The 26095-nt window shown below is 31.0% G+C and carries 27 protein-coding genes; 10 read left to right on the top strand and 17 right to left on the bottom strand.

Annotated elements, in window-relative coordinates; translation table 11 throughout:
- Positions 1-169: 169 nt before the first annotated feature.
- The 4 genes from F6464_RS05570 to F6464_RS05555 all read left to right on the top strand — a co-directional run bounded on the left by F6464_RS05570 (position 170) and on the right by F6464_RS05555 (position 3826).
- Complete coding sequence (locus F6464_RS05570) at positions 170-1366, top strand: hypothetical protein (RefSeq protein WP_151106814.1); 1197 nt, start codon at positions 170-172, stop codon at positions 1364-1366.
- 99 nt (positions 1367-1465) lie between these two features.
- Entirely contained in the window at positions 1466-1801 is a 336-nt protein-coding gene (locus F6464_RS05565) for a T9SS type A sorting domain-containing protein (RefSeq protein WP_151106813.1), read from the top strand.
- Positions 1802-1910: 109 nt separating this feature from the next.
- Positions 1911-2765 carry a T9SS type A sorting domain-containing protein gene (locus F6464_RS05560; protein ID WP_151106812.1) on the top strand — a complete coding sequence of 285 codons (855 nt, stop codon included), beginning with the start codon at positions 1911-1913 and terminating at the stop codon, positions 2763-2765.
- 80 nt (positions 2766-2845) lie between these two features.
- Positions 2846-3826, top strand: coding sequence for a LuxE/PaaK family acyltransferase (locus tag F6464_RS05555; RefSeq protein WP_151106811.1), 981 nt, complete (start codon positions 2846-2848; stop codon positions 3824-3826).
- Here F6464_RS05555 and tyrS read toward each other — a convergent pair.
- Positions 3819-5117, bottom strand: coding sequence for a tyrosine--tRNA ligase (gene tyrS / locus F6464_RS05550; protein WP_151106810.1), 1299 nt, complete (start codon positions 5115-5117; stop codon positions 3819-3821). The two genes, F6464_RS05555 and tyrS, sit on opposite strands and share 8 nt — an antisense overlap.
- 124 nt (positions 5118-5241) lie before the next feature.
- Here tyrS and F6464_RS05545 point away from each other — a divergent pair, with 124 nt between their 5' ends.
- Positions 5242-6237 carry an NAD-dependent epimerase/dehydratase family protein gene (locus F6464_RS05545; protein ID WP_151106809.1) on the top strand — a complete coding sequence of 332 codons (996 nt, stop codon included), beginning with the start codon at positions 5242-5244 and terminating at the stop codon, positions 6235-6237.
- 346 nt (positions 6238-6583) lie between these two features.
- On the opposite strand, the gene F6464_RS05540 is transcribed toward F6464_RS05545, so the two are convergent.
- The 10 genes from F6464_RS05540 to ruvC form a co-directional block, all read right to left on the bottom strand.
- Positions 6584-6940: a hypothetical protein gene (locus F6464_RS05540; protein ID WP_151106808.1), complete on the bottom strand. Its 357-nt coding sequence runs from the start codon at positions 6938-6940 to the stop codon at positions 6584-6586.
- Entirely contained in the window at positions 6941-7399 is a 459-nt protein-coding gene (locus tag F6464_RS05535) for a hypothetical protein (RefSeq protein WP_151106807.1), read from the bottom strand.
- A 260-nt stretch (positions 7400-7659) separates the two neighbouring features.
- Positions 7660-8385, bottom strand: a complete 726-nt coding sequence (locus F6464_RS05530) for a LytR/AlgR family response regulator transcription factor (protein ID WP_317132234.1) — start codon at positions 8383-8385, stop codon at positions 7660-7662.
- A 15-nt stretch (positions 8386-8400) separates the two neighbouring features.
- The gene (locus F6464_RS05525; RefSeq protein WP_151106806.1) at positions 8401-8721 is read right to left on the bottom strand and encodes an Hpt domain-containing protein; all 321 of its coding nucleotides are present in this window, start codon (positions 8719-8721) and stop codon (positions 8401-8403) included.
- 30 nt (positions 8722-8751) lie between these two features.
- Complete coding sequence (locus tag F6464_RS05520) at positions 8752-11073, bottom strand: PAS domain S-box protein (protein ID WP_151106805.1); 2322 nt, start codon at positions 11071-11073, stop codon at positions 8752-8754.
- A 2-nt stretch (positions 11074-11075) separates the two neighbouring features.
- On the bottom strand, positions 11076-11618 hold the full coding sequence (locus tag F6464_RS05515; RefSeq protein ID WP_151106804.1) for a heme NO-binding domain-containing protein: 543 nt from the start codon (positions 11616-11618) through the stop codon (positions 11076-11078).
- Positions 11603-12040 (bottom strand): response regulator, encoded by a 438-nt coding sequence (locus F6464_RS05510; protein ID WP_151106803.1) that lies wholly within the window; start codon positions 12038-12040, stop codon positions 11603-11605. The genes F6464_RS05515 and F6464_RS05510 overlap by 16 nt, the downstream gene beginning before the upstream one ends.
- A gap of 175 nt (positions 12041-12215) precedes the next feature.
- Complete coding sequence (locus F6464_RS05505; protein WP_151106802.1) at positions 12216-12602, bottom strand: MmcQ/YjbR family DNA-binding protein; 387 nt, start codon at positions 12600-12602, stop codon at positions 12216-12218.
- Positions 12603-12606: 4 nt separating this feature from the next.
- The gene (gene hemW, locus F6464_RS05500; RefSeq protein WP_151106801.1) at positions 12607-13767 is read right to left on the bottom strand and encodes a radical SAM family heme chaperone HemW; all 1161 of its coding nucleotides are present in this window, start codon (positions 13765-13767) and stop codon (positions 12607-12609) included.
- Positions 13767-14321, bottom strand: a complete 555-nt coding sequence (gene ruvC, locus F6464_RS05495; RefSeq protein ID WP_151106800.1) for a crossover junction endodeoxyribonuclease RuvC — start codon at positions 14319-14321, stop codon at positions 13767-13769. The genes hemW and ruvC overlap by 1 nt, the downstream gene beginning before the upstream one ends.
- Positions 14322-14344: 23 nt before the next feature.
- Between ruvC and F6464_RS05490 the strand changes: the two genes are divergently transcribed.
- Positions 14345-15289, top strand: coding sequence for a lysylphosphatidylglycerol synthase transmembrane domain-containing protein (locus F6464_RS05490; protein ID WP_151106799.1), 945 nt, complete (start codon positions 14345-14347; stop codon positions 15287-15289).
- Between the two features lie 8 nt (positions 15290-15297).
- The gene (locus F6464_RS05485; RefSeq protein WP_317132233.1) at positions 15298-16410 is read left to right on the top strand and encodes a glycosyltransferase family 2 protein; all 1113 of its coding nucleotides are present in this window, start codon (positions 15298-15300) and stop codon (positions 16408-16410) included.
- Between the two features lie 120 nt (positions 16411-16530).
- On the opposite strand, the gene F6464_RS05480 is transcribed toward F6464_RS05485, so the two are convergent.
- Positions 16531-17010, bottom strand: coding sequence for a hypothetical protein (locus F6464_RS05480; protein ID WP_151106797.1), 480 nt, complete (start codon positions 17008-17010; stop codon positions 16531-16533).
- 224 nt (positions 17011-17234) lie between these two features.
- On the opposite strand from F6464_RS05480, the gene F6464_RS14745 reads away from it, so the two are divergent.
- Positions 17235-17420, top strand: coding sequence for a DUF456 family protein (locus F6464_RS14745; RefSeq protein WP_317132232.1), 186 nt, complete (start codon positions 17235-17237; stop codon positions 17418-17420).
- A 94-nt stretch (positions 17421-17514) separates the two neighbouring features.
- On the opposite strand, the gene tsf is transcribed toward F6464_RS14745, so the two are convergent.
- The 4 genes from tsf to rplM form a co-directional block, all read right to left on the bottom strand.
- Complete coding sequence (tsf, locus tag F6464_RS05470; protein ID WP_151106796.1) at positions 17515-18339, bottom strand: translation elongation factor Ts; 825 nt, start codon at positions 18337-18339, stop codon at positions 17515-17517.
- A 116-nt stretch (positions 18340-18455) separates the two neighbouring features.
- Complete coding sequence (rpsB, locus tag F6464_RS05465; protein ID WP_151106795.1) at positions 18456-19286, bottom strand: 30S ribosomal protein S2; 831 nt, start codon at positions 19284-19286, stop codon at positions 18456-18458.
- A 231-nt stretch (positions 19287-19517) separates the two neighbouring features.
- Positions 19518-19904: a 30S ribosomal protein S9 gene (gene rpsI, locus F6464_RS05460; protein ID WP_151106794.1), complete on the bottom strand. Its 387-nt coding sequence runs from the start codon at positions 19902-19904 to the stop codon at positions 19518-19520.
- The gene (gene rplM, locus F6464_RS05455; protein ID WP_151106793.1) at positions 19904-20359 is read right to left on the bottom strand and encodes a 50S ribosomal protein L13; all 456 of its coding nucleotides are present in this window, start codon (positions 20357-20359) and stop codon (positions 19904-19906) included. Before rplM ends, rpsI begins: the two co-directional genes overlap by 1 nt.
- 430 nt (positions 20360-20789) lie before the next feature.
- Here rplM and F6464_RS05450 point away from each other — a divergent pair, with 430 nt between their 5' ends.
- Complete coding sequence (locus F6464_RS05450; protein WP_151106792.1) at positions 20790-21815, top strand: LacI family DNA-binding transcriptional regulator; 1026 nt, start codon at positions 20790-20792, stop codon at positions 21813-21815.
- Positions 21816-21824: 9 nt separating this feature from the next.
- Here the strand turns inward: F6464_RS05450 and polA are convergent, their stop codons facing one another.
- Positions 21825-24689, bottom strand: a complete 2865-nt coding sequence (gene polA / locus F6464_RS05445) for a DNA polymerase I (RefSeq protein ID WP_151106791.1) — start codon at positions 24687-24689, stop codon at positions 21825-21827.
- A gap of 149 nt (positions 24690-24838) precedes the next feature.
- Between polA and F6464_RS05440 the strand changes: the two genes are divergently transcribed.
- Positions 24839-26074, top strand: a complete 1236-nt coding sequence (locus F6464_RS05440) for a metallophosphoesterase (RefSeq protein ID WP_151106790.1) — start codon at positions 24839-24841, stop codon at positions 26072-26074.
- Positions 26075-26095: the final 21 nt, after the last annotated feature.

Here is a 26095-nt window from a genome sequence, read left to right as displayed (position 1 = left end):
GCAGCCATATGGCTGCTTTTTTAATTAACAAACTCTTTAACTGTTTACTATTTTTTTACATAAAATTTAAATTTCATTAATAGTTTAATGACTTTAAATTAACCTTCTAGACTTTTTTTTAAAACACCTTTGTATCATTAAAAACAAATACAACTAAACAAAACAAAAAATGAAAAAATTAGTATTTAGCTTAGCTATTTTAGCAACAATTTTTACAGGTTGCTCTAAAGATGATGAAAATGAAAACAATGTTGTAGTTACACCACAAGTTGGAGAAATTAGCGGCAATATAGTGGCTAACAAAGAATATGCTTTTGGAAACTATACTTTAAAAGGAATTGCTAGAATTAAATCAGGAGTTACATTAACAATTGCCGCAGGTTCAACAATTACTTGTGATAAATTAACCGGTGATAATGCATTAGTTGTAGAAAACGGAGGTAAATTAATCATAAACGGAACAGAATCAGCTCCGGTAATATTTACTGAAGTTTCTAAAAATCCAGGTTCATGGGGAGGAATCATTATGTATGGTGACGCACCCATTAAAGCTTTAGGAAATGATGGTGGTGCTTCTACAGCTACATCTGAAGATGGTTTGTCTTTGCCTTACGGAGGAACTAACGAAACACACAATGGCGGAAGTTTAAGTTATGTTCGAATAGAGTATGCTGGGAAAAAATTAGCTGATGGTACAAAAGAGTTAAATGGATTCTCCTTTTATTCTGTTGGTTCAGGAACAGTTCTAGACCATTTAGTTTCCTATAAAGGTGCTGATGACGGATTTGAATTTTATGGAGGAACAGTGAGTTTAACGAATGCTATTTCTTACGGAAATTTTGATGATGCTTTTGACTGGCAAGATGGTTGGAGAGGACAAAACAATACCAACTGGTATGCTTACCAAGAAAATAAAGGGAACTTCGGAATTGAAATTGAAACGTCTGCAAACAATAACCCTTTTTGGCCTAAATTTACAAATGTTACTTTAAAAAGAGCAGCGGGTTGTACACCAGAGGTTGCAGGGGATATTCAAATAGATGCTATTCAGTTTAAGAAAAACGGCAATGGTGATTTTACAAATGTTGTAATTGATGGTTACGGAACATATACTGAAGGCGACAAAGTATATCAAGGTGCAGCAATTAAAATTCAAGATGCAAGTACTAATGACAACCAAGTTACAGGATCGAAAGTTAAAATAACAAATGTTAAAATAACAAATACTAGCGTAGATGTTGCTGGTGCTAGTACTATTATAGTAAACTTTCCTGGCGGTCAATTTATTAAAAGCGATACTGCAACTGGTGCAAGTTTAAATCAAGGTGCTTGGGCAACAGTTCAAGGTACTAGTTTAATAAAATAATACTTTAAATATAACACATAAACCGCTTCAAAACTGAGGCGGTTTTTTTGGCCTAGTATTTGAAATAATATTTATATCTTTGCACTATTACAAGTACTTATGAGAAAAAAATACTTTTATATTGTAACTTTACTACTTTGTTTGTTTGCTCTGACAGTAACTGCTCAGGACAATATCAGGCAACAGCCTAAAACGCAAGAAGCTACTGACGCACTTGGTTTTTATCCTAATCCTGTAAGTAATGGTAAAATATACATTACTTCAAAAACTACGGGAAATAAAGAAATTACCATATTCGATGTACTAGGTAAAAAAGTATTGCAAACCACAACTAGTACTAGAGAACTAAATGTTTCCAGCATTTCTCCAGGAGTGTACATCATAAAAATTAAAGATGGCGATGCTAGTGCTACTCGAAAATTAATACTAAAATAATCATAAAAGAATAGTTTAACCTTTTTTTATTGTTTTTTTCACACTGATTTTAATCTTTAAGTAAAAATTCTTTATATATTTGTTATCTAATATTTTTAAAAATTTAATTATGAAAAAAATTTACATTTTATTTTCAACGGTTTTAGTTACTGTTGCTTCACAAGCTCAAATAGTTATTAACGAGGTTTACGGTGGTGGTGGCAACAGTGGATCTGTATATAAAAACGATTTTGTTGAACTTATTAATAGCGGTACATCATCGGCAACTCTTTCTGGTGCTACATTACAATATGCTTCTGCTACAGGTACTTTCAATGCATATCATCCTCTTCCAGATATCACTTTAGCCCCTGGTCAAAAATATTTAATACAGGAAGCAGCCGGAGCAGGCGGAACGACAGATTTGCCAAGTCCGGATTATGTGGCACCTATTCCTACTCCTTTTACTGGTACAATTGGAACTACTGCTGGTTTTTCAATGGCTGGTTCAAATGGGAAAATAGCACTAGTAAGCGATAATTTACAAATTGTAACACCAACAGATGCTAATGTTTTGGATTTTGTAGGTTATGGATCTGCAACTGCATTTGAAGGAGCTAAGGCTGCTCCAGCAGCTTCAGCTGTAAATTCAGTATCAAGAACTAATGGAATTGACACGAATGATAATGGGGCTGACTTTACTGCAGCTGCAGCTTCACCTCAAAATTCATTAGGGGTAAAACAAAATGCTATATCAGGATTAAATGTATATCCTAACCCAGTAGTTAACGGAAATTTATTTATTACTTCATCTAATACTGCTGCAACTAAATCAGTTGCTATTTTTGATGTTTTAGGAAAACAGGTTATAAAAACAAATGTTTCTAATCAAGTGGTAAATGTTTCAAAACTTATTAGCGGTGTTTATATCTTAAAAATCACTGAAGAAGGAAAAACTGCTACGAGAAAATTAGTTATCAAATAATTCTTTTTTATTTCATACAGAAAACTCCAATTGAAAAGTTGGAGTTTTTTTTATTTAATTACTTTTGTTAAAAACAATACTTGATTACAACTTCAGACATATTCACGATTTCCAGCCAAAAGCAATTTGAGAAAATAGCACTGCAAGTGTTTCGTTTTCAATATGATAACAATCAGGCATATCGAGAATTTTGTCAACTGTTAAAAACTAAAAAACAGGATATAAAATCACTACAACAAATTCCCTTTTTACCTATTCAGTTTTTTAAAAGTCATAGAGTAGTTTCTAATTATAATCCTATCCAAGAAACCTTTACTAGTAGCGGTACAACAGGAATGATTGCTAGTAAACATCTTGTTACCGATGTTTCAATTTATGAAGAAAGCTATCGCAGAGGTTTTTCTCAGTTTTATGGTAATATTAAAGATTACACTATTTTGGCATTGCTTCCTTCTTACTTAGAACGTGAAGGGTCATCTTTAATTTATATGGTAAGGGATTTAATAGCATTATCAAATAACTCAAATAGCGGATTTTATTTAAACCAATATGATGAGCTCATCAAAAAATTAATTGATTTAGACCATTCGGGACAAAATGTAATTTTAATAGGAGTCACTTATGCTTTATTAGATTTGATTGAACTAAATAAATTTCAATTAAAAAACACTATTATCATGGAAACGGGTGGTATGAAAGGCAAACGCAAAGAAATGATTCGAGAAGAATTGCACGAGCAACTTTGCATCGGCTTTGGTGTCTCTACTATTCATTCTGAATATGGAATGACTGAATTGTTATCGCAAGCCTATTCACTTGGAAATGGAGTTTTCGAATGTCCGCCATGGATGCAAATTCTAATTCGGGAAACGGAAGATGCTTTGTCCTATGTAGCAAACGGAAAAACGGGAGGAATTAACGTCATTGATTTAGCCAACATTAATTCGTGTTCGTTTATTGCTACTCAAGATTTGGGTAAAAAAAATCCCTACAACTCTTTTGAAGTATTGGGACGTTTTGATAATAGCGACATTCGTGGTTGTAACTTGATGGTTATATAACTCGAATAACAAAATAATTTTTCTTTCCGCTTTGCAACAAAACAAACTGATTATTGATTAAATCTTTAGTCGAAAGCACGAATTCTTCTGTAATTTTTTCCTTATTTATAGCGATTGAATTAGCTATTAAGGCTCGTCTCGCTTCGCCATTTGATTTAAAAAAACCTGTTTTTTCATTTAAAACCGACACAATATCAATTCCGTTTTCAATATCGTTTCTTGAAATTTCTGCTTGGGGCACACCATCAAAAACTTCTAAAAAAGTCGCTTCGTCTAATTGTTTTAAATCATCAGAAGTGGCATTACCGAACAAAATAGCTGAGGCTTGAATCGCTTTGTCTAAATCTGCTGCAGAATGTACAAAAGTGGTTACTTCTTCAGCTAATTTCTTTTGTAAAACTCTTAAGTGCGGTGCTTCATAATGATTCGCAATTAATTCATCTATTGTTTCCTTATCTAAGAAGGTGAATATTTTAATGTATTTCTCTGCATCAACGTCGGTAGTATTCAGCCAAAATTGATAAAACTTGTAAACAGATGTTTTGTCTGCAGTTAACCAAACATTTCCCCCTTCAGATTTTCCAAATTTCGAACCATCTGCTTTAGTGATTAGCGGGCAAGTCATTGCAAATGCTTTGGCATCACTATTTACGTTCATTCTTCTCACTAATTCAGTTCCTGTTGTAATATTCCCCCATTGATCAGAACCTCCCATTTGTAGCAAACAATTGTAGTGCTTATGCAAATGGTAAAAATCATAGCCTTGAATTAATTGATACGTAAATTCGGTAAAAGACATTCCTTCGCCTTCGCCAGTAAGTCTTTTCTTTACAGAATCCTTAGCCATCATATAATTTACAGTGATGCGCTTTCCTACTTCACGTGCAAAGTCGATAAAAGTAAAAGTTTTCATCCAATCGTAATTGTTAACTAAGATTGGAGCATTTTTTTCTTTCGAATTAAAATCTAAAAAACGAGATAAAACATTTTTTATACCCGCTACATTATGATTTAAAGTTACTTCATCCAGCAGATTTCTTTCATCCGATTTTCCAGACGGATCGCCAATCATTCCTGTTGCACCACCAACAAGCGCAATAGGTTTGTGACCAAAATGCTCTAAATGAACCAAGAGAATTATGGGAACCAAACTCCCAATATGCAACGAATCTGAAGTTGGGTCAAATCCTATATAGGTTGCTGTCATTTCTTTCAGCAATTGTTCTTCGGTTCCAGGCATAATATCATGAACCAAACCACGCCACTGCAATTCTGCAATAATATTTTTCATTTTGTGTATTAATTTGGGCAAAGATAGTAATTCAAAAAGCATTGACAATAGCATTTTTAATGTCAATATTTAAAAAATAAAATCTAAAAATTTATAAATCCAACAATCTAATTATCTTTACAAAATGGTTTTAATCACAGGAGCAACAGGATTAGTCGGATCGCATTTAGCAATCCATTTATTAGAAAATAACGAAAAAGTTCGTGCTATTTATAGAACATCTACTTCTATTGAGAAAACCAAATCGCTTTTTGCACTCTACAAAAAAGAATTTCTCTTCGAAAAAATGGAATGGATTCAAGCAGATATTACTGATATTCCTTCTTTAGAAATCGCTTTTATAGATGTTGAATATGTGTATCATTGTGCTGCTTTAATTTCATTTGATCCAAAAGACGAAAAGCAACTCCGAAAAATAAATATTGAAGGAACCGCGAACATTGTTAATTTTTGTTCGGCATACGCTATCAAAAAACTGTGTTACGTGAGTTCGATAGCTGCACTTGGCGATCTTAAAGAAAATGAAACCACAATTACTGAAGAGACAGAATGGAATCCAGAGAAATCCCATAGTGATTATGCCATCTCAAAATATGGTGCTGAAATAGAAGTTTGGCGGGGTTATCAGGAAGGATTACCAATAGTAATTGTTAGCCCAGGAGTTATTCTTGGTCCAGGATTTTGGAATACGGGTAGTGGTCAAATTTTTTCTAAAGTTAAAAAAGGATTATTGTTGTATACCAAAGGCATTACAGGTTTTGTTACTGTAAACGATGTGGTAAAAATTATGACTCAATTGATGAAAAGTGATATAAGTGGCGAAAGATACGTAGCAATTGCAGCCAATATTTCATTTGAAACTATATTAAATACAATTTCAAAAGCATTAAAAGTTAAACCGCCAAGAATTTACGCCAAACCTTGGATAACGGAAATAATATGGAGGATAGATTGGATTACTTCAACTTTTTTTAATAGAAAGAGACGTTTGAGTAAGGATATGGCTCATTCTTTACATTCAGAAAATTGTATTTCGAACGAAAAAGTAAAAAGGGATTTAGAGTTTGCTTTTCAGAATGTTGAAGTATATTGTAATGAAATGATTGCGTTTTCTAAGTAGTAATGGATTCAAGAACTTTATTTTGTGTTTTCTTTGTCAAACTTTTAAAAAACCAATTCACACGAATGCTTTATAAGTTTCACAACTTCTTTTAACTGTAAAACTTTATCTATATCTACTGTATTTCAGTGAATTTTGCTCATGTGAAAACTAGGATTTACCGCTTCATATTGTGCAAGAAGTTCTAGTGCATATTTAAGATTGCATTTTAATTAGGAGAATAATTGATTTACTGATTCCTAAATGACACTTTTTAATAGCTTTACAGAAAGTACATATGGATTTTAAAAGTAATATATTTTCAGAATAATTAAATATTAGTCTACTTATAAATGGTGTTTTTTGACTAGATTAAATTTTTTAATTTCAAATTAAATGTAATCGTTTTCATAATATCTCTCTTAATATCATTATTAAATTCAAGAAAAATTGCGTTTTTGATTTCCATACTCATTATTTTATATTTAAAAAACTGTACGGGAGTCATAACAAAAATGACTTTTATTTTACTTAATATTTCTTCAAAAAAAACAAAATCATTGATATTGTTTATCATAAAGAAGCACGCATCATATTCAATGGAATTTATTAATATAAAACTTTTGTCTTTTGAGCTTTGGACTTCAATTTTATTTGAAAAATAATGTTTAAACAATGCAGAAAAGGCACACGAATTATCATATATTATAACTTTTTTAGACATTTAATTTATTTTATATATCAATTTAGGTTCAAAACTTTTTATTTTAGATTTTACAATTGACACTATTTCCTCTGCCTCTTCTTTAAAAATAGGATCCACTTCAACATAAATTAACTCAGAACTTTTTGTAATGACTATAATCTTATACTCATATTTTTTATATTTTAATGCAAAAAACCAAAAGATAACTGAAGTTAAAAACCAAAAGAATTTTACTATCAAAATCATATTATTTAAAAAAAAAGGAAAAGTAAAGAAAACTAATATCACTGAAAACATCATATAATTTAAACGAATATCTTTTCGCTTTACAAATTTGATGTTTTTTGTATTTCTAATATTTCTTACAAATAATAAAGTATTACTTCTATTAGTATTTAAAAAATTGAATTGGTCATCTGTAAATACAATTCCCAATTCATTATAAAAATCTTCCTTTAATAATTCTAATTGTTGCATTAACTATTTTATTAAAATACTATTTTTAAGTATTATAATTATCAAAAATATTATAGTTTGAATGTTCGATTTAGTAGTAATACAAAACAATTATTACATTCAACAATTCAAATGTAATAGTTAGATAATTGCGGGTTCTTTATTTTCGTTGGTTAGTCGATATGTTTCGACGAATAGTAAAAAATAATCGATAAATAGATTTCAAAAAACTGGATATTTTTGAAATCTATTCAGGAAATTGTAGGTGTTTAAGAAAGGACTTATAACAAATTAAGGTATTTCATCAAAATGGTTTTATTTTGTTTGCTGATAGGGATGATTTCTTTAGCAATTAAAACAGTATTGTCTTGAATATCAATTATTTTATCTATGTTGATAATATGTGACCTGTGGATTTGTAAAAATTGAGCAACAGGTAATTTTTCTTTTATTTTTTTTAATTGAGTATGAACAACATAATTTGTTTCTGTTGTTTTAATGTTTATATAATCGCCTTGCGATTGAATACTACAAATAGTGTCTAAGTCAATTTTAATGAGTCTGCTATTTATATTAACATAAATCTCAGAAACCCCTTTTTTCTCTTTAAAAACACGGTCTGTTATTTGAATATCGTTTTTAAAATTACTATTTAGTTTTCTAAACACCCTATCTATTGATCGGGAAAAGCGATCTAACTGAATGGGCTTTACTAAATAATCTACTATACAATCGTATTCAAATGCGTCTTTTGCAAAGTTTTCATCCATGGTAACAAATACTACTTGTGGAAGATTTTTTATTGTTTGTACAAAATCAAAACCTGTAAAACTAGGCATGTGAATGTCTAAGAAAATCAAATCTACTTGATTCTTATTTAAGAATTTCATCGCTTCAATAGCATCTGGAAACGTTGCAACTAATTCAACATCTTTTACATCTGCAAGCATTGCGGCTAGAATTTCTCTTGCCATTTGCTCGTCATCTATTACAATACATTTAATCATAGTAATGTCTAATTATTATAGTTTATCTAAAAATATTTTAATATTTATTAATATTTTTTCAAATTCACCTTGACTTTCGTTTCGGTCTTTTTTTAACTGCTCTTCAAAATTTCGGGTAATATCATATCCTTTTTCAAGTCCTAACAGTGCAATTTTATGTTTTAATTTGTGTACATTTTCAGCCGCTTCCTTATAGTGATAGCTTGCCATATTGGTTTCATAAATTTTAACTTCATTGGGAAACTCTGTTTTTAAAACGGTAATCAATCTTTTTTTCAACTCTAGGTTGGCTTTTGATAATTGATTGATATACTCTAGGTTAGGAATTTCTTTCATTTTTATTCGGGCTTTTTATATATTGTGCTTTCATATCTCTTTGTTTACTGTAAAAAAGAAAGTAGCACCTTTATTTTCTATACTTTCTACCCACACTTTCCCATTCGCTTTTTCGATAATTGTTTTTACTATAGAAAGTCCAATCCCATTATTCTTTTTGTTTGTCTCTAATGATTGAAAAATCTGAAAGATTCTTTCTTGATTTTCTTTTGCTATCCCTGGACCGTTATCTTTAACAGAAAAGGTGTATTTTTCATTATCTTCTGTATAAGATATTGTAATAATACCTTTTGGTTTATCATTATAAAATATGGCATTTTCTATCAAATTTTGAAATAATTGCATCATTTTATACCTATCATGGGTAATTATAGGCAGTTTATTTTTTACACATATATCAATGTGAGATGGTATTTCTATTACATCTAATATATTCTTTATTATTATGTTCAAATCTACCAGCTCTTTAGCAAATTTATTGTTTTCAAGGGAAGAGTAATTCAATATTCCTTGAATAAGAAGGTCCATTTTCTCAACCTTATCTTGAATCAGTGAAAAATAATTTGTTGTCTTTTCGTTAAAAACAGTATCATTATCTTCTTTTATCCACTGTACTAAGGAATGAATGCTTCTTAAAGGAGATTTTAAATCGTGCGAAACCACATGGGCATATTCGTTTAAATGAATATTCTGATTCTCTAATCTTTTCAATAATTGTTCTTTTTGAGCTTGTAAAACATTTTTTTCAGTAATATCAAAATACACACATATTCCGCCTATAATCATTCCATTTATATTATGTTTGAGACTTCTACTGACAAGCCAATCCCTTGATTCTTTATTTTTTTTATTCTTTATTTTTAATTCATAAGAGTCTAAAGTACTCGAATTGGGATTTTCAAAATTGGGATTTGTTTTATAGACCGACTCTAAGGCTCTAAAAATATCGCTCTTCTTTTTACCAATTAATTCATTTATTGAAAAACCTGACATTTCACAAAAAGTTTCATTAGCCAACAAAATAGATTCTTCATTATCTATTTCAATTAGTCCCAAATTCATATTGGAAATAATTCCTCGGTATCGTTCTTTTTGATTTTGAAGATTTTCTTTATAATTGATGTTTATCGTTACATCTGTATACGACCACAAATGGCCTTTATACTGCTTATCTCTATATATAGGGGTGTAACTTCTTTCAAATATTCTACCATCGGTTAATTCTAATATTTCTGATAGAACGGTTTCTCTGTTTTGTAAAATCTCTTCAATTCGACTTACAAAAGTATCTTCAGATTTAAAATAGTGTTTTGTGTCTTCGGCAGAGTTTGAACAGTCCCAACCTATCATTATTTCTGGTGGCAAATCGATTCCGAAAATTTCACAAAACTGCTTATTAACCAATAAAATTTTGCGGTTTTCATCCTCTAACAATATTCCTGTTTGTAAATTAACAATCAAAGAAGCCAGTCTGTTTTCGGACTCTTTTAATTGGTCGACACTATCTTTTTCTTTGGAAATGTCTTCAAAAGTAACAAAATAGCTAATAGCATCTTCCGTGGTTTCAGAAAACAACTGACCTTTTATCCTAGCCCAAAAAAAATCATTTCGATTTCTTTGGTGCAAAATTTCAAAATCAAAAGATTCTCCTTTATAAAAAGCAACCATTACTTCTCCTAAAACTTCCGGGTTTGCAAATTCAAAATCCACAATTTCTAATAGGGTTTTCCCAATAACATTTTCAATACTACAACCTGTCAGAATTAAATAGGCTTCATTAGCCCATACAATTTCACCGTTTGATTTTGTAAAAACCACACCACTATTGTTTGCACTTGCTGCCAATGAAAATTTAGTTAACTCTTCTTTATCTTTTTTGAGTAAAATTTTTTGATTATTAATTGTATTTAATAATAATTTTAATTCGCTATTTGCAATGTCTTGATTTTTCTGAACATGCAGTAAATCTAGTAAAGGATCGTGGAAGGCAAAATCATTTATAGTAAGATTTTTTTCATTAAGATCTTCGATAGAATAAAACCAAGGAGATCCTATAAAAAGAAGGTTTTCATCTAGTAGTTCGAACTGACCTTTCAATAGGATTGACCTATCTAAATAGGATTCTATAACTACTAATTGATTGATTACATCCTGAATTGTATCTTTTTCTAATAATTTAACGAAAGGTCTTTTAATGAAGAAATAATCATTGAAAGAAGTGTTTTCTATGAGGTTAGGAAGAATTCTTGAAAGGCTATTCCCAACACTTTTTATATTTAACTTTACATCTATAAGTATATAAAAAGGAAATAATTTATTGAATTTAGCTATACTAAAATTGAACTGTTCCATAATTACCAGCTTATTTTGAATATTTCGTGAGAACTTCCGTTATCTCTTGATTCAATAAGATCTATAGTAACTGGAGTATTAAACATTATTCCTAAACCTTGAATCAATCCTCTAACAAACTCTTGCAAACCCTCACGGGTAGAAATATAATGTAGATGTATGCTTGTATCGCTTATATTTGACACTTTAAATTCAGGAGGTGTTAATTTAGGATAAATCAACATTACTCTATTGTGAAAGATAGGCAAGTTCAATAGAAAATCCTTTAATGTAGCCCCTCCCGATTCCATGAGAGTGCCATACTTATCTTTTGTAGTCTTTACTACCCACCATTCACCAAAGGCAATTAATACATCCTTAACACTTATATTCATCTCTAATGAAACTGCCTGGGCAAGTTTAAATGTTATATCGTCATCATATGGTTCGTTACTAATAAAAAAATCTTCTTCAACAGCGCTTAAAGCCAATATCTTTTGCCACTTTTCTTCACCATAATTTTCTGTAACTAGTTCTTGTATAGCTTTATTTACAATTCCGTACATTGGTTGTTCTCATTTATAATTAATTCATTAACAGACCAATATTCAAGTGTTTTCTGTATCTTTTTTACATAATCATCATACTTTAGTGGCTTTACAATATAGCCTGCTATTCCTATTTTATAGCATTCATAAATATCTGTTGGGTTATTTGAAGTAGTAAGTATAATAGCTGGTATATATTTTAAAAGTTCGTCATTTTTTAATAGTGTTAAAAATTCTATTCCATTTACTTTAGGCATATTCAAATCTAAAATTATGATATCAGGAATAATCTCCTTTATGGTAAGAATTTGAATAGCATCAAATCCATTTTTAGAATCGATAACCTCATGATTATAATTTAGCAGATTCAAAACTCTAATAAATTTCATCATTTCAATAACGTCATCCTCAATAAATAGTATTTTTAAAATTTTAGACATTGTTTTTTGGTTTCCCTAATTAGATGAGAAACAAATATATCTTAAAAAACCCTACGAACGCTTAATTTTCGATAAACGACATTAATTTGTAGATGAGGTTATAATAATGTAGGTTGAAATTTTCATTTTTTTTATTGTCCCATTTTAATTAATTTTATTATGGAAATCAATTCAACTAAATTTTAAAAGTTGAGCTTCGATTAGCATTAATCTCGTTTTGAGTTTTCTTTGTCAAACTATTAAAAACCAGTTCATAGGAATGTTCAATAAGTTTCACAACTTCTTTTAACGGTAAATCTTTATCTACATCTACAGTGTTCCAGTGTATTTTGCTCATGTGATAACCGGAATTTACCGCTTCGTATTGTGCACGAAGTTCTAGTGCATATTCTGGATTGCATTTTAAATTAATGGAATGATTTCCTGATTCCCATTTTTTTAATGAGGTAAGACAAAACATTTTTCCTCCCACTTTAAATACAAGCGTATCTTCATCAAAAGGAAAATGTTCGGTTACTCCTTTTTTAGACAAACAAAATTCATAAAGTTGTTGAATATTCATAGCGCTAAAGATTAATAAAAAACAAATCACTTGCTATTCCATCAGTTAAAAACTTTCCTTTTTTGGTGGTTTTCAAAATGTTATTTTCTATGCAAACTAAATCGTCATTAATAAATTTTTGAACTTGCTTGTTGAGGTAATTTAAATATTCTTTTCCAAATTCGTTTTCAATTTTATGTAAAGAAACACCCCATATGGTTCGTAAACCGATCATTACATATTCATTGTATCGGTCGGTTATGGATAAAATTTCAATTTCATTGGGCAATCTATTTTCTTGAATTGCTTTTAGATACAATGAATTATTAGAAACGTTCCAACTTCTAGAAAATCTATCATAACTATGAGCTGACGGACCAATTCCGATGTATTTTTTTCCTAACCAATAGGCAGAATTATTTTTTGAAAAAAAAGCTTCTTTCCCAAAATTAGACAATTCATATTGAATAAATCCATTTGTTTCTAACATTTCGACTAAAATTGCAAAATGTTCTTGAGCAACTTCGTCTTTAGGTTTTGCAATTTTACCAGTTTGAATTAATTTGTTTAAAGCTGTTTTGGGTTCAACAGTAAGTGCATAACTCGAAATATGAGGGATGCCAAATGACAAAGCAGTTTGTATATTCTGTATCCATTTTTCGTTGCTCATTTGCTGTGCTTGTTCGCCATTCTGGCTCGAGTCAGGAATTCCGTAAATCAAATCCAAGGAGATGTTGTCGAAATATTGGGTAGCGACTTCTAAGCATTTTTTGGCTTCCTTTGAATTGTGAGCCCGATTCATCATTTTCAAATCATCTTCAAAAAAAGACTGAATACCAATGCTTAAACGATTTATTTTGGTTTTTGACAATCCGATAATGCGTTCATTAGACAAATCATCGGGATTGGCTTCTATAGTAATTTCGGGATTTTTAACAACTTTGTAATTTTTATAAACTTCATCTATTAAAAATCTAATTTCTGAAATGGGCAATATAGAGGGTGTCCCTCCACCAAAATATATTGTCTCTATCGTTTCATTTTCTAACTCATTTTTCCGCATTTGGAGTTCTTTGGCGATAGCCAGAACCATCTCTTCTTTCTTCTTCATAGAAGTCGAAAAATGAAAATCGCAGTAATGACAAGCCTGCTTGCAAAAAGGGATATGAATGTAGATACCTGACATTATTTCTTTACCCTTTCCTCATTCTGTTTCACAAATGCATCCCAACCCGTATAATTTTTTTCTCCAACTGTTTTCCCAGAATTAAAAAAATGACAAACAGCAGCAGCTAATCCATCAGTGGAATCCAAATTTTTAGGTAATTCTTTTAATCCCAATAATTGTTGAAGCATTTTGGCAACTTGTTCCTTGCTGGCATTTCCGTTTCCGGTGATTGCCATTTTTATTTTCTTGGGTTCATATTCAGTAATGGGGATGTCTCTCGAAAGTCCCGCCGCCATGGCTACGCCTTGTGCGCGTCCTAATTTTAACATGGATTGTACGTTTTTTCCAAAAAAAGGCGCTTCAATGGCAATTTCGTCAGGATTATGAGTATCGATTAACTCGATTGTGCGTTCGAATATGATTTTAAGTTTTTGATAATGATTATCATATTTAGACAATTGCAATTCGTTGAGTTGCATAAATTGCATGTTTTTTCCAACTATTTTTATCAATCCAAAACCCATAATTGAAGTTCCCGGGTCAATTCCTAGTATGATGCGTTCGTTTGCCAATTTAAATTTGTTATTTTGCAACAATGATTGCAATTCCTCACAAAGCTAAACAATTCCTCGTTTTTACCATCAAAGTTTTGATTGTAACTATCGCCTTTTATTTTATTTACAAACAATTGGCTACAAACGATCAATTAGACTGGCAAAAGTTCATTGCTTTGTTTCGAAAAAACTGGTCTTTTGGAGGTGTTTTATTTATTTTGCTTTTTAGTATTTTAAATCGTTTTTTTGAGATTTTGAAATGGCAGAATTTAGTTTCTTATTTTTACAATATTTCTTTAAGTGAAGCTACAGCTCAAGTTTTTGGGGCTTTAACAGCTGGGATATTTACACCTAATGGGTTAGGGGAGTATGCTGGAAAAGCATTGTTTTTTAAAAAATCTGTAACTAAAAAAATTGTATTCCTAAATTTGATTTGCAATGGCATTCAAATGATAGTAACCATTGTTTTTGGTGTTTTTGGATTGTTGTATTTTAATGCTAATTTTCACATCATAACTACTAAAACGGTATCGATTCTTTTTGGGTTGCTTGTGATTGTTATTCTCACTTTTTTTTCATTGAAGAAAATAAAGATTAAAGGGTATTCCATCGAAAAATTAATACATAAAATCAATGAAATTCCAAAATCGATTCATCAAAAAAACATCGGATTAGGATTGTGTCGCTATCTTGTATTTTCGCATCAATATTATTTTTTATTTTTGGCTTTTGATGTCAGGTTGCCTTATTTTACTTTAATGTCAGCTATAACGAGTATTTATTTTTTAGCGTCGTCTTTGCCGTCTTTTCAATTTTTAGATTTTGCCATAAAAGGAAGTGTAGCCGTTTATTTCTTGGGATTATTAGGAGTAAATGAATGGATTGTAGTTTTTATTTCGACTTTAATGTGGTTTTTAAATGTGGTTTTACCCGTAATTATTGGCAGTTATTATGTGTTGAACTTTAAAATTCAAAAAGCAACATGATCCTTTTTTTGTCTTTAATTCTTTTTGTATATGTTCTTACTATTGGTCATTTGATTTATGGTTTTGACAAAATACCTCTTTATAAAAACACTGATTCTAATCCAAAAACTTTTTTTGCTATTGTGGTTCCGTTTAGGAACGAAAGCACCAACTTGCCTAAACTTTTAGAAAGTTTCAAGAACTTAAAATATCCTAAAACTTTATTTGAAATCATTTTTATAGATGATTTTTCAGAAGACGATTCTGTAAAACAAATTTACAATTGGAGAATGGAAAATGGAGTGTTTCATACAACACTTCTTGAAAATTTACGAATTTCAAATTCTCCTAAAAAAGATGCTATTACTAGAGCAATACCAATTATTAAAAACGAATGGATTGTTACTACTGATGCTGATTGTGTTGTGCCTGTAAATTGGCTGTTGATTTTAGATAATTACATTCAAAATCATGATGTTGAAATGATTGTTGGTTCAGTTGTTTATGAATGTAAAAAGACTTTCTTACATCATTTCCAGTATTTAGATTTGATGAGTTTACAAGGAACAACTATTGGAAGTTTCGGATTAGGACTTGGATTTATGTGTAACGGCGCTAATTTTTGTTACACTAAATCATTGTTTAAAGAATTGAACGGTTTTATTGGAAATAATACAATTTCTAGTGGTGATGATGTTTTTTTAGTGCAAAAAGCAATGGGAGAAAATCCCGAGAAAGTACATTATTTAAAATCAAAGTTAAATATTGTTAGTACAAAACCAATGAACGACTGGAAGTCCTTATTTCACCAAAGAGTGCGTTGGGCTTCAAAAACGGGTTTGTATCAAAGTGTTTTCGGAAAAGACTTGGCGGCAATTGTATTAGTTAGTAATTTAAGTTTGGTTATCGGTTATCTTTTTTGTGCTTTTGGATTGTCGTCATGGCAATATTGTGCTGTTTTGTTTGTAATAAAATTCGCCTTCGACTTTATATTACTTAAAAAAGCAAATTCATTTTTTACTAAAAAGCGAATGCGCTATTTGATTTTAAGTAGTTTACTGTATCCTTTTTTTTGTGTGGGTGTAGCTTTGTTTTCTTTACTAGGAAAATACGAATGGAAAGGGAGGCGAGCTAAATATTGAGTTTTTAATGTTATTTAAAGTCCTAGCCCAGATGGAAGGGAAAATCCTTTTTTAATATAAACTGCAGAGCAAGTTATATTAAAAAAGATTGGAATGACAACTGGATAAAGCTTCTAAAAATTATTCTACTTTTAAAATTACTGGCAGTATAAATTCTGTTTTTACTGGAATTCCTCTTTTAATAGCAGGAATTACTTTAGGAAAACCAACTAATCGAGCGCGAAGAATGCTATCTATTATTGGTTTATCATAAGATAGAGAGTCGTTTAGTTGAGGTTCGAATTGTAAGGTGGCGTTTGCTAGAACAGTTACTTTTACATCAATTGTATCAAGTTGGGGGTATATAACCGATATAGTGTCGAAACTTAATCGCTCTTGTATGAGTTGTGTTAAATATTCAAAAAAACAGGTTTTCTTTTGTTCTTTGTTTTGAACAGAATCGCACCGAGAAAAGGAGGGAAATTCGTCTACTTCTTCCCAATTAATGGTTTTTAACTCTTTTTGTAACAATTCCTCTTTAGTAGGGATTTGCTTGTCAAAATATTGACAAGAGTTAAAAAAAAGAGGTGATAAAAATAGTAATAGAATTATTTTTCTCATATTCGTAAACCAAACAAATGCGATTGTTAAATTTTATTTAAATGTACAATTTTAATTTTCAAAAATACTAAAAAATAATTTATGGATGTGATGCTTTTGACTTTTGGTTTTTTGTTTATGATTGTTGGAGTTTTCGGAAGTTTTTTACCAGTTCTTCCAAGCCCGAGCATCAGTTGGATTGGTTTGCTGCTTTTGTATTATATCAACGCCGTGCTATCTAATCATTGGGTTTAAGAGCCCTTGTTGGAGAACTAATTTACGAATCTAAAGATCATCAACGTGCTTTTAAAGCAGCAATAGGTTTCTTCATTGTATTTTTAGCTTCAAGTTTTATGAAGTTTGTACTATGCACGATGTATTTGGGATTGTTTATTTGGATTTTTTGGACTTATAAAACAGCTTTTTTTTAGATTATAAAGAAAAACTCCATCCAGTTTTTAAAATCTGGATGGAGTTTTATGATATATGAATTTAGTATTCTAAATTCATTGCTATTCAGTTAAATTATCCTAAAGCAGCTCTTTTGAAACCAGTTACAATAAGATTTTTATCTAAAGATTGAACATAAGTGGCAACACTCATTTTACCGTCTTTAATATAATCTTGGTTTACTAAAGTATTGTCTTTAAAGAAACGAGTCATTTTACCTTTTGCAATACTATCTAACATTGCTTCAGGCTTTCCTTCTTGACGCAATACATCTTTAGCAATTTCTATTTCTTTAGCAATTGTTGCAGAGTCTACACCTGCTTCATTTAATGCAATAGGAGCCATAGCAGCAGCTTGCATAGATACGTTTCTTGCTACATCGTCAGCACCTGCAATGTTTGCAGATAATGACACTAAAGTTGCAATTTTGTTTCCAGAGTGAATGTATGAACCAATAAAAGCACCTTCTAATTTCTCGAAAGATCTAATTTCAATTTTTTCTCCAATAACTCCAGTTTGCTCAATTAGTTTATCGGCAACAGTAATTCCATTGAAATCTGAAGCTAAAAAGGCTTCTTTTGTTTCAAAGTTTAATGCTTGATTTGCTAAATCGGTAGCTAATTTCACAAAATTTTCATTCATCCCTACGAAGTCAGTCTCACAATTTAGTGTGATAACAACACCTACAGTTTTATCAGCGTTAACTACTGCAATTGCAGCACCTTCTGTAGATTCTCTGTCAGAACGGTTTGCAGCAACTTTTTGTCCTTTTTTACGAAGGTTTTCTATTGCTAAATCAAAATCTCCATCTGACTCTACTAATGCTTTTTTGCAGTCCATCATTCCTGCACCAGTGATTGTTCTTAATTTATTTACGTCTGCAGCAGTAATTGTTGCCATAATTTTTTATTTTAAAGATTAAAAGATTGAAAAATTTAAAACTTTTAAGAGAATACTAATTATAGAATCAATACTCTTTTAATCTTTAAATTCGTCAATCTTTAAATTTGTTTTATTTATTCTTCATTTGCAGGAGCTTCCGCTTGCACAACTGTTGGAGCTGCCTCAACTTCAACAATTGAAGCTACTGCCTCAACATCTGCTGAAGGTGTAATTTCTTCAACTGCTGCTAATGGAGCCTCACCATCTTTATCAGAAGTTCTATTAGCAAGACCATCGATAATAGCGGTAGTTACTAAAGTTAAAATTTTATCAATTGATTTAGAAGCATCATCATTTGCAGGGATAACATATTCCACCTCTCTTGGGTCAGAATTGGTATCAACCATTGCAAAAACTGGAATGTTTAATTTTTGAGCTTCTTTTATTGCGATGTGTTCCGCTTTGATATCTACCACGAACAATGCAGCTGGCAATCTTGACATATCTGCTATTGAACCTAAGTTTTTCTCTAATTTAGCACGAAGACGATCAACTTGTAGACGTTCTTTTTTTGACAAAGTCATAAAAGTTCCGTCTTTCTTCATTTTATCAATAGTAGCCATTTTTTTAACAGCTTTACGGATAGTTACGAAGTTAGTTAACATACCACCAGGCCATCTTTCAGTGATGTATGGCATATTTGCAGCTTTTGCTTTTTCAGCAACGATGTCTTTTGCTTGTTTTTTGGTAGCAACAAATAATATTTTTCTACCTGATGCAGCTATTTTTTTCAAAGCGTCATTCGCTTCTTCAATTTTTGCTGCAGTTTTATATAGATTGATAATGTGAATACCATTACGCTCCATATAAATATAAGGAGCCATATTTGGATCCCATTTTCTAGTCATGTGTCCGAAGTGAACACCTGCTTCTAGTAATTCTTTTACTTCTACTTTGTTTGACATTTTTTCTTAGTTTACGTTCTGTTGATTAGCAATGCTTTTTTAGATTTTTAGATTTTTAGATTTTTAGATTTTTAGATTTTTGGAATCTTTCAATCTTTCAATCTTTCAATCTTTCAATCGTTAAACCATTTAGATGCTAAACTAATTTCCCAACGCATTGGGACAACAACAACATTGTTTTTAAATTTAATAATCAATTGGTCTTGCACTAATTGCACAAGACAGGTACTATTAACGTTTAGAGAATTGGAATCTCTTACGAGCTTTCTTCTGACCGAATTTTTTACGTTCAACCATTCTTGGGTCTCTTGTTAATAAACCTTCGGGTTTAAGTATAGCTCTGTTTCCTTCGCCAACTTCACACATTACTCTGGCCAAAGCCATTCTTACAGCTTCTGCTTGACCTGTTGAACCACCTCCGTAAACGTTTACTTTTACATCATAGTTAGTTACGTTTTCTGTCATAGACATTGGTTGTAATACTTTGTACTGTAAAGTAGCTGTAGGAAAATAAGTTGCGAATGGTTTTTTGTTTACAATAATTGTTCCTGTTCCTTCAGAAACGTAAACACGTGCAACAGCACATTTTCTTCTACCGATTTTGTGAATAACTCCCATTATTTTAGATCGTTAAGGTTAACTGTTTTAGGTTTTTGAGCGCCTTGTTTGTGCTCTGAACCTACAACAACATTTAAATTTCTGAAAAGTTCGGCTCCTAATTTGTTTTTAGGCAACATTCCTTTTACTGCTTTTTCTACTAATAATGCAGGGTTTTTACTTTGCAATACTTTAGCAGTTAAAGTTCTTTGTCCTCCAGGATACCCAGTATGACGCACATACGTTTTGTCATCCATTTTAGTACCTGTAAGGTTAATTTTTTCTGAATTGATAACAATTACGTTATCTCCACAATCAACGTGTGGGGTGTAACTTGGCTTGTACTTGCCTCTCAAAATCATAGCGACTTTGGAAGCCAAACGGCCCAAGTTGTGTCCGTCAGCGTCTACCACAATCCATTCTTTGGATACGGTTGCTTTGCTTGCAGATACTGTTTTGTAGCTTAATGCGTTCACAATAATTTATTTTAATTAAACATTCCATCCCATATTAGGGGTTGCAAAAGTACAAATATTTATTTTAAATACAAATAGCTTTAAGCCATTATTTTAACTCTTTGTTTTAATGCCATTTTATTTGGTTTAAACAGATGATAATTTTAGAGAAAACTACTCTTATCAATTCTTATTTTAAAAACAAATAACTATACTTTTGTGAAGTATAGAGGATAAATAACAGAATTATTTTATTTTTTAACATCTTTTAAGGTTTTTCTTTAAAAACATAAAAGCTGGGTATACTTAAAGAAAATTATTTGATTACTTTTCTTATTTTTACAAATCAATAAATTTAATTATGAAATTGCGATTAACAAGCTTTCTACTGTAGCAAAGATTAATTATTTATATGTTATAAAATATTACCTATACAAACAATTTTACAAATATGAAATCTAAAGCCACGTTAAAGCAAATTGCAAAAGAGCTTAATGTTTCTGTTTCAACTGTTTCTAAAGCACTGAATGATAGTCCTGAAATTAGCGAGCAAACAAAAACGAAGGTAAAGGAATATGCTAAACTTAAAAACTATAAGCCAAACATTATTGGCTTAAACCTTAAAAACAGAAAAACAAAAACTATTGGAGTAATTATTCCAAATATATTAAACTCTTTTTTTGCTAAAGTATTTACTGGAATTGAAAAAGTCGCTGAGGAGAAAGGATACAATGTTTTAACTTGTATTTCGAATGAATCTTTAGAAAAGGAAATCAATACTCTAGAAATGTTGAGTAATGGCACTATTGATGGGTTTATTTTATCGATATCTGAAGAAGCGCAAAAATCAAATGAGTTTTCTCATTTTAATGATATCATAAACGAAGGTACCCCTATTGTTATGTTTGATAGAGTGTCTGATGAAGTAAATTGTGATAAGGTAATTGTTGATGATTTTGAATCTTCGGTGAATGCTACACAACATTTAATTAGTTCTGGATGTAAAAAAATAGCCTTATTTTCTGCTATTGATAACTTAAGCGTAGGGAAATTAAGAGCTAAAGGCTATTTTAAAGCACTAGAAAATAACAACATCAAAGTAAATAACGATATTATTGTTCTTACTGAATCAGAAGATGATTTTGATAATAAATCGAAATTGTTGTTTGCTCAAAATAAAATAGACGCCATTTTTGCTTTAGATGAACATTCCTCATCTTCGGCTATAAAATTAGGATTAAAAAACGGCTATAAAATACCTGAAAACTTATCTATCATTGGTTTTGCAGATGGTGTTTGGTCTAGAAGATTTTCGCCAAGCTTGTCGACCGTTAGTCAGCATGGTCCTGAGATAGGTGAGGAAGCAGCTAGATTACTTATAGAACGATTAGAGAGTAAAGAAGAAGTAGAAAGTCCTTATAAAACATCAGTTATAAAAACAGAATTACGCCAACGTGAATCTACTAAAAAGGTATAGTTTAATAAGTTAATGCGCTTCCAACCAATTTTCCCCAATTCCAATTTTAACATCAAAAGGAACTTCCATTTTGAAAGCGTTCTCCATCTCGTGTTTTATAATAGGTTGGATTTTCTCTAATTCAGTATTATGAACATCAAAAACCAATTCATCATGCACTTGCAATAACATTTTTGATTTCCAATTTTCAGATGTCAGTTTTTTGTGAATGTTAATCATGGCAATTTTAATAATATCGGCTGCCGAACCTTGAATAGGAGCATTTATTGCATTTCGTTCGGCACCACTTTTTACCATCATATTAGCCGAATTAATATCTTTTAAATAACGCCGCCGACCTAGAATGGTTTGCACATAACCATTTTGTCTGGCAAAGTCAATTTGTTTGGACATATAAGATTTTAACTTTGGATATGTTGCATAATACGCATCAATCAACTCAGCACTTTCTTTTCGAGATAATGAAGTTTGGTTGCTCAGGCCAAATGCAGAAACGCCATAAATAATTCCGAAATTAACGGTTTTAGCATTGCTGCGTTGCTCCTTGGTGACTTCTTCTAATGGTACATTGAATACTTTTGCCGCAGTACTTTTATGAATATCTTCGTTATTTTGAAATGCTTTTAACATGTTTTCTTCACCTGACAATGCAGCAATAATTCGTAGTTCTATTTGTGAATAATCGGCAGAAAGTAACGTATAATTTTCATCACGAGCTATAAATGCTTTTCGAATTAATCGGCCTCTTTCAGTTCTGATAGGAATATTTTGTAAATTCGGATTATTTGAGCTCAATCGACCAGTAGCTGCAACCGTTTGCATATAATCAGTATGAACACGACCTGTTTTTGGATCAACTTGATTGGGTAAAGCGTCAATATATGTACTTTGTAATTTGACCATTTGACGCCATTCTAAAATATCTTTTACAATTGGATTGTCCTTCTCTAAATAGCTTAAAATTTCTTCACCAGTAGCATATTGACCTGTTTTGGTTTTTTTTTGTTTGGCTCCGCCGATTTTTAATTTGTCAAACAAAATATCTCCGAGTTGTTTAGGAGAAGCCAAATTGAATTTTTCACCAGCGCTTTCATAAATTTTTTGTTCTAATGCAGCACTTTCTTTTGCCATTTCAATAGACATTTGTTTTAAATAAGGAACATCTAAATTAATGCCTTCCATTTCCATTGCTGCGAGAACAGGAATCAGTGGAATTTCGATCTCTTCAAATAATTTTTTGGTTTCGGTTTTGTCTAAAATTGGACTAAAATTTTGTTTCAATTGAAACGTGATATCAGCATCTTCAGTAGCATATTCTTTGATATCTTCTATAGCTACATTGCGCATGGATTGTTGGTTTTTACCTTTTTTTCCAATTAAAGTTTCGATAGATTTTGGTGAATATTTTAAATACGTTTCACTTAAAACATCCATATTGTGACGCATATCAGGATTGATTAGGTAATGCGCAATCATAGTATCAAATAATTTACCTTTTATAGAAACACCATATCGAGAAAGAATTTTTAAATCATATTTAATATTCTGGCCAATTTTTTCGATGGTTTCACTTTCAAAAAAAGGTTTAAATTTATCAACTAAAATTTTTGCTTCTTCTTGATTTTCGGGAAAAGGAACATAAAAACCTTTTCCTTTTTCAAAAGAAAAAGATATTCCAACTAATTCCGCATTCAAAGCATCAATTCCAGTGGTTTCTGTATCAAAACAAACCGAAGTTTGGTTTAGTAAATTCTGAAGCAATAATTTTACAGGCAAATCACCTTGAATAATTTGGTAAAAATGTTCGGTTGTTTCTAAAGTTGCGTAAAAAGATTGTGTTTTTGGCTCGTCATTTTCGTCATCTGAAAATCCAAACAAATCAAATTGGTCTTCATTGGTTTTTTTAGCTGGTTTTTTTTGAATTTGATTTTTGTCATTGCTATTATCATTACCATTGCCGTTTGTGTCAATTTCATCATATTCTTTTCCAGTTCCAAAATATTTGTCGAATTGTGCTTTCATTTGACGGAACTCCAATTCATTGAAAAGTGCATCTGTTTTTTCAACATCGGGTTTTGAAAGTTCGTAATCTGTTGCGTCAAAAATTACGGGACAATCTAATAGAATTCGCGCCAATTTTTTTGATAAAATTCCTAAATCTTTATTGTTTTCTATTTTGTCTTTTAGTGCTCCTTTTAGTTTGTCTGTATTTTCCAAAAGGTTTTCCATGGAACCAAATTCTTTCAACAATTTTTTAGCGGTTACTTCTCCAACACCAGGAAATCCCGGAATATTATCAGCCGAATCACCCATCATTCCTAGATAATCAATTACTTGCTCTGGGCGTTCAATTTCAAATTTAGCCAAAACTTCTGGAATTCCCCATATTTCAATATCATTCCCCATTCGCGCGGGTTTGTACATAAAAATATTTTCAGAAACCAATTGCGCAAAATCTTTATCTGGCGTTACCATGAATACTTTATAATCTTCTTTTTCGGCTTGTTTGGCTAATGTTCCAATTAAATCATCAGCTTCGTAACCTTTGACCTCAATAATAGGAATATGCATTGCCTTTAGCAATTGTTGAATATATGGAACTGCTATTTTAATAGCTTCGGGTGTTTCGTCACGATGTGCTTTATAGGCGGTGTACATTTCATTACGATAGGTACTTCCTCCATTGTCGAAAGCAACTGCTAAATGATCAGGTTTTTCCCGTTTAATTACATCCATTAAAGCATTCATAAATCCCATAATGGCTGAGGTGTCCATTCCTTTAGAATTAATACGAGGGTTTTTTATAAAGGCAAAATAACCACGAAATATTAGTGCGTAGGCATCAAGAAGGAAAAGGCGTTTTTGTGTTGACATGTTTTGAGTTGATGTGTTAAAAGCAATCGACCTTAAAAAATGTAAAAATAAGGAATCAAAATCTAAAGTTTACTTTTAGAGTTAAATTTTAATTAATAAAGATTTTGGGCTTATGATAAATTTGTTAATTTGTATCAAATTTTTAAAAAATGATTTTTCGTTTCCTTTTTTTGTTCGCTATTCTTCTTTTAATTGAGCTTTATGCTTTTCAGGCAGTAAAAACGGTTATAAAAGTTAGAGGACTTATAATTTCTTATCAAATAATTAGCTTATTGCTTTTTGTAATTATAGTTTATTCCTTTACACAATTCGATCGTTCGATAGGGCAAACTAAGCAAACCATGATTACAATGGGGTTACTGCTTTTGGTTTTTATCCCCAAAATATTGGTAACTCTAGTTTTATTTAGCGAAGATGTTTTCAGAGTTGGTGCTGGAGCCGTTAATTATTTTATTGAATATGATACTAGAGCAGATTTCCTTCCTTCAAGAAGAAAATTTATAAGTCAGATAGGATTAGGTATTGCAGCGATTCCGTTTTTATCTTTGATTTACGGAATGACTGTAGGAAAATACAATTACAGAGTCATTAAACAGCGCATATTTTTTCCTGATTTACCAGATGCTTTTGATGGTTTTACAATAACTCAAATTTCAGATGTACATAGTGGTAGTTTTGATAATCCTGAAAAAATAAATTATGCCATTGATTTGATAAATGAGCAAAACTCAGATTTAATTTTATTTACTGGCGACATTGTAAACACTCATGCTATAGAAATGAATCCTTGGATTGAGGCATTTAATAGAATAAAGTCTCATGAATTTGGAAAATTTTCTGTTTTAGGAAACCACGATTACGGAGAATATGTTGATTGGCCAAATCAAGCTGCAAAGGATGAAAATTTTAGAGAGATAAAAGCTTTGTATGGGAAAATTGGTTTTGATTTGCTTTTAAATCAAAATAAAAAAATAAAAAAAGGGAATGATGAAATTGCTATTGTAGGTGTAGAAAATTGGGGAGTACATTTTAAAAAATTAGGTGATTTGAACAAGGCTACAGAAGGTTTAACTGCAGAAGGATTTAAAATCTTGATGAGTCACGACCCAAGTCATTGGGATGCCGAAATAAACAAACATGTTAAAGATTTTCATTTAACTTTATCAGGACATACCCATGGATTGCAATTTGGCATAGAAATACCTGGTTTATTTAAGTGGAGTCCAGCGCAATATGTATACAATCAATGGGCTGGATTGTATGAAAAAGCAGGTAAATATATCTATGTAAATCGAGGTTTCGGTTTTCATGCTTATCCGGGCAGAGTTGGTATTATGCCTGAAATAACGGTTATTCAGCTAAAAAAAGGCGAAAAATTAGCATAATTCGTTTAAAGTGCTACTTTT

Origin of the sequence: Flavobacterium luteum, from assembly GCF_008806775.1 — a bacterium.
Classification (GTDB): Bacteria; Bacteroidota; Bacteroidia; order Flavobacteriales; family Flavobacteriaceae; genus Flavobacterium; species Flavobacterium luteum.
Note: the sequence above shows the minus strand (reverse complement) of the source record. Positions and strands in the feature narration are given on the sequence as shown.

What these genes read in the sequence shown, in the direction of transcription:
- F6464_RS05515 (WP_151106804.1), bottom strand. Translation starts at nt 11,618, where the DNA reads ATGTACGGAATTGTAAATAAAGCTATACAAGAACTAGTTACAGAAAAT.
- tsf (WP_151106796.1), bottom strand. Translation starts at nt 18,339, where the DNA reads ATGGCAACAATTACTGCTGCAGACGTAAATAAATTAAGAACAATCACT.
- F6464_RS05490 (WP_151106799.1), top strand. Translation starts at nt 14,345, where the DNA reads ATGATTGCAATTCCTCACAAAGCTAAACAATTCCTCGTTTTTACCATC.
- F6464_RS05535 (WP_151106807.1), bottom strand. Translation starts at nt 7,399, where the DNA reads ATGCAACAATTAGAATTATTAAAGGAAGATTTTTATAATGAATTGGGA.
- F6464_RS05520 (WP_151106805.1), bottom strand. Translation starts at nt 11,073, where the DNA reads ATGGAACAGTTCAATTTTAGTATAGCTAAATTCAATAAATTATTTCCT.
- F6464_RS05510 (WP_151106803.1), bottom strand. Translation starts at nt 12,040, where the DNA reads ATGTCTAAAATTTTAAAAATACTATTTATTGAGGATGACGTTATTGAA.
- F6464_RS05480 (WP_151106797.1), bottom strand. Translation starts at nt 17,010, where the DNA reads ATGAGAAAAATAATTCTATTACTATTTTTATCACCTCTTTTTTTTAAC.
- tyrS (WP_151106810.1), bottom strand. Translation starts at nt 5,117, where the DNA reads ATGAAAAATATTATTGCAGAATTGCAGTGGCGTGGTTTGGTTCATGAT.
- F6464_RS05525 (WP_151106806.1), bottom strand. Translation starts at nt 8,721, where the DNA reads ATGAAAGAAATTCCTAACCTAGAGTATATCAATCAATTATCAAAAGCC.
- F6464_RS05450 (WP_151106792.1), top strand. Translation starts at nt 20,790, where the DNA reads ATGAAATCTAAAGCCACGTTAAAGCAAATTGCAAAAGAGCTTAATGTT.
- F6464_RS05545 (WP_151106809.1), top strand. Translation starts at nt 5,242, where the DNA reads ATGGTTTTAATCACAGGAGCAACAGGATTAGTCGGATCGCATTTAGCA.
- F6464_RS05565 (WP_151106813.1), top strand. Translation starts at nt 1,466, where the DNA reads ATGAGAAAAAAATACTTTTATATTGTAACTTTACTACTTTGTTTGTTT.
- F6464_RS05530 (WP_317132234.1), bottom strand. Translation starts at nt 8,385, where the DNA reads ATGATTAAATGTATTGTAATAGATGACGAGCAAATGGCAAGAGAAATT.
- rpsB (WP_151106795.1), bottom strand. Translation starts at nt 19,286, where the DNA reads ATGTCAAACAAAGTAGAAGTAAAAGAATTACTAGAAGCAGGTGTTCAC.
- F6464_RS05540 (WP_151106808.1), bottom strand. Translation starts at nt 6,940, where the DNA reads ATGTCTAAAAAAGTTATAATATATGATAATTCGTGTGCCTTTTCTGCA.
- F6464_RS05505 (WP_151106802.1), bottom strand. Translation starts at nt 12,602, where the DNA reads ATGAATATTCAACAACTTTATGAATTTTGTTTGTCTAAAAAAGGAGTA.
- F6464_RS05440 (WP_151106790.1), top strand. Translation starts at nt 24,839, where the DNA reads ATGATTTTTCGTTTCCTTTTTTTGTTCGCTATTCTTCTTTTAATTGAG.
- F6464_RS05570 (WP_151106814.1), top strand. Translation starts at nt 170, where the DNA reads ATGAAAAAATTAGTATTTAGCTTAGCTATTTTAGCAACAATTTTTACA.
- hemW (WP_151106801.1), bottom strand. Translation starts at nt 13,767, where the DNA reads ATGTCAGGTATCTACATTCATATCCCTTTTTGCAAGCAGGCTTGTCAT.
- F6464_RS05560 (WP_151106812.1), top strand. Translation starts at nt 1,911, where the DNA reads ATGAAAAAAATTTACATTTTATTTTCAACGGTTTTAGTTACTGTTGCT.
- rpsI (WP_151106794.1), bottom strand. Translation starts at nt 19,904, where the DNA reads ATGGGAGTTATTCACAAAATCGGTAGAAGAAAATGTGCTGTTGCACGT.
- polA (WP_151106791.1), bottom strand. Translation starts at nt 24,689, where the DNA reads ATGTCAACACAAAAACGCCTTTTCCTTCTTGATGCCTACGCACTAATA.